This is a genomic window from Mesorhizobium sp. M7A.F.Ca.CA.004.04.2.1, assembly GCF_004022825.1.
GTDB lineage: Bacteria > Pseudomonadota > Alphaproteobacteria > Rhizobiales > Rhizobiaceae > Mesorhizobium.
The window spans coordinates 1-2,014 of record NZ_RZPH01001048.1; the positions used below are offsets into that span (position 1 = coordinate 1).

The following is a 2,014-nucleotide window of genomic DNA, read 5'->3' on the forward strand; positions in this document are numbered from 1 at the left end:
ATCCGGAAGCGATCGCGCTGATCACCGACTTCGTCGTCGAAGGCGCCCGCGACGGCCGTCCGGTCGCCGAACTAATGGAAGCCGGCGCTCATATCGTCAGCCGCGCGCAAGTCATGGAAGGCATCGCCGAGATGATCCATGACGTGCAGGTCGAGGCGACTTTTCCCGACGGCACCAAGCTGGTGACCGTGCACGAACCGATCCGTTGAGGAGGACAGGATGCTGGAGCTGCGTCCCAACTGCGAATGCTGCGACAAGGACCTGCCGCCGGAGGCGACGGATGCGCTGATCTGCACCTTCGAGTGCACCTTTTGCGCCGGATGCGTGGAACAGGTGTTGGGCGGCATCTGCCCCAATTGCGGCGGTGGTTTTTCGGCGCGGCCGATCCGCCCGCCAGCGATGCTGAAGAAATATCCGGCGTCGAGCAGACGCGTTCTCAAGGCTGAAGGCTGCGGTCCCAGCAAGGCGGCGTAAACACCAGACCGAGCAAAACGAAAGGCAAACAGATGATCCCCGCCAAACGCCTCTGCCTGTCGGCGATCCTGCTGCTGGCCGCTGCCATGCCGGCCTATGCTCATGTCGGCATCGGCACGGCCTCCTCCTTCACGGCCGGCTTCATGCACCCGCTTTCCGGGCTCGATCATATGACGGTGATGGCCGCAGTCGGGCTGTGGGCGGCGCTCAAGGGCGGCAAGGCGGTTCTTGCCTGGCCGGCGGCCTTTGTCTGCGTCATGCTGGTCGGCGGCGCGCTGGGTATGCTGCACATGCCGCTGCCCTTCGTCGAACCGGGCATACTGGCATCGGTCGTGACGCTCGGGCTGCTGGTGGCGCTGGCGATCGATCTGCCGGTCTCGGCCGGGGTCGCCATCATCGGCCTGTTCGCACTTTTCCACGGCCACGCGCATGGCACCGAGGTGCCGGAGAATGCCGGCGGGCTTGAATACATGGCCGGCTTTGCCATCGCCACGCTGTTGCTGCATGCCGCCGGCATCGCTGCCGGTCTCAGTCTCGGCATCCGGTTCCGTGGAGTGGCCCGTGCTGCCGGTGCCGCCTGTGCGGCGATCGGCATCGGTCTCGCCTTCGGCATCGTGTGAGGGCGACCATGATCCCCGGTGAAATCATCACGGTGGGCGGCGACATCGAGCTCAACAAGGGCCTGCCGACCGTCACCCTGAAAGTCGCCAACAGCGGCGACCGGCCGGTCCAGGTCGGCAGCCACTACCATTTCTTCGAGACCAATGAGGGGCTGAAATTCGACCGCGAGCGCGCCAGGGGCATGCGCCTCGACATTGCCGCGGGCACGGCCATGCGTTTCGAGCCGGGCCAGGAGCGCGATGTCACGCTGGTGCCGCTCGGCGGCAAGCGCGAGGTCTACGGATTTCAGCAGAAGGTGATGGGCAAGCTGTGAGATCTCAAGCTGTGAGATCTTTCGGCGCGCTCAGCTCAGTTCGATGGCTTGGCCGCGGCGTAGATGACGATCTTTCCGGGATCGTCGAATTCGACGGCAAGGACATCCTGCGCCTGCACGCGCTGCGATTCGATGGCGTTGAACAGCAGCGCGTTGGCTTCGATCTCCTTGCGCAGCTCGGTGATGTCGTCCTGATGCTGCTTGACCTTGCTTTCGATCTCCGGCGGCGGGCCGCCTTCGCTGCGCGCGGCGTCGGTGAGGAACACGATGTCGACCTTGTCGAGCTTGGACGTCTTGCGTACCGTACCGATGTTTTCACGCGTGCGGTCGATCGCCGTGTTGACGTTTGCGGCCTCAGTGGTGGCCTTGGTCTCTTCCTGCTTGACCTGCGAGCCGACGATGCGGTTGACGGTCTCCGTGCTTTCCAGCCCTTGCGCCTTCAATCCGGTAGCCGGACCGGCAGCCGCCAGGAACGCCATGGCGGCGACTGCCTGCATTCTGGTCGAGAAAGTGATCGCCATCGCTCGCTCCTGAGAGAAATCGTTTCGGGGCGCGGGTTAGCGCGAAAAGAACAAAACGAATCCCGCCCGGCGAAGGTTCCTTTCC

At 64.3% G+C, this 2,014-nt stretch carries 5 protein-coding genes; 4 read left to right on the forward strand and 1 reads right to left on the reverse strand.

All coding sequences use genetic code 11. The features are described 5' to 3' along the window. The 4 genes from ureA to EN893_RS31075 all read left to right on the forward strand — a co-directional run. Positions 1-209: urease subunit gamma (ureA, locus tag EN893_RS31060; protein WP_128362058.1), on the forward strand; the 209-nt coding region annotated here is incomplete at its 5' end. Between the two features lie 10 nt (positions 210-219). Next, positions 220-474 (forward strand): DUF1272 domain-containing protein, encoded by a 255-nt coding sequence (locus tag EN893_RS31065; protein WP_127269527.1) that lies wholly within the window; start codon positions 220-222, stop codon positions 472-474. Between the two features lie 32 nt (positions 475-506). After that, on the forward strand, positions 507-1,094 hold the full coding sequence (locus EN893_RS31070) for a HupE/UreJ family protein (protein WP_127269526.1): 588 nt from the start codon (positions 507-509) through the stop codon (positions 1,092-1,094). An 8-nt stretch (positions 1,095-1,102) separates the two neighbouring features. Continuing rightward, positions 1,103-1,408, forward strand: coding sequence for an urease subunit beta (locus EN893_RS31075; RefSeq protein ID WP_127269525.1), 306 nt, complete (start codon positions 1,103-1,105; stop codon positions 1,406-1,408). Positions 1,409-1,443: 35 nt separating this feature from the next. Here the strand turns inward: EN893_RS31075 and EN893_RS31080 are convergent, their stop codons facing one another. After that, complete coding sequence (locus tag EN893_RS31080; RefSeq protein WP_127269524.1) at positions 1,444-1,929, reverse strand: hypothetical protein; 486 nt, start codon at positions 1,927-1,929, stop codon at positions 1,444-1,446. Between the last annotated feature and the right edge of the window lie 85 nt (positions 1,930-2,014).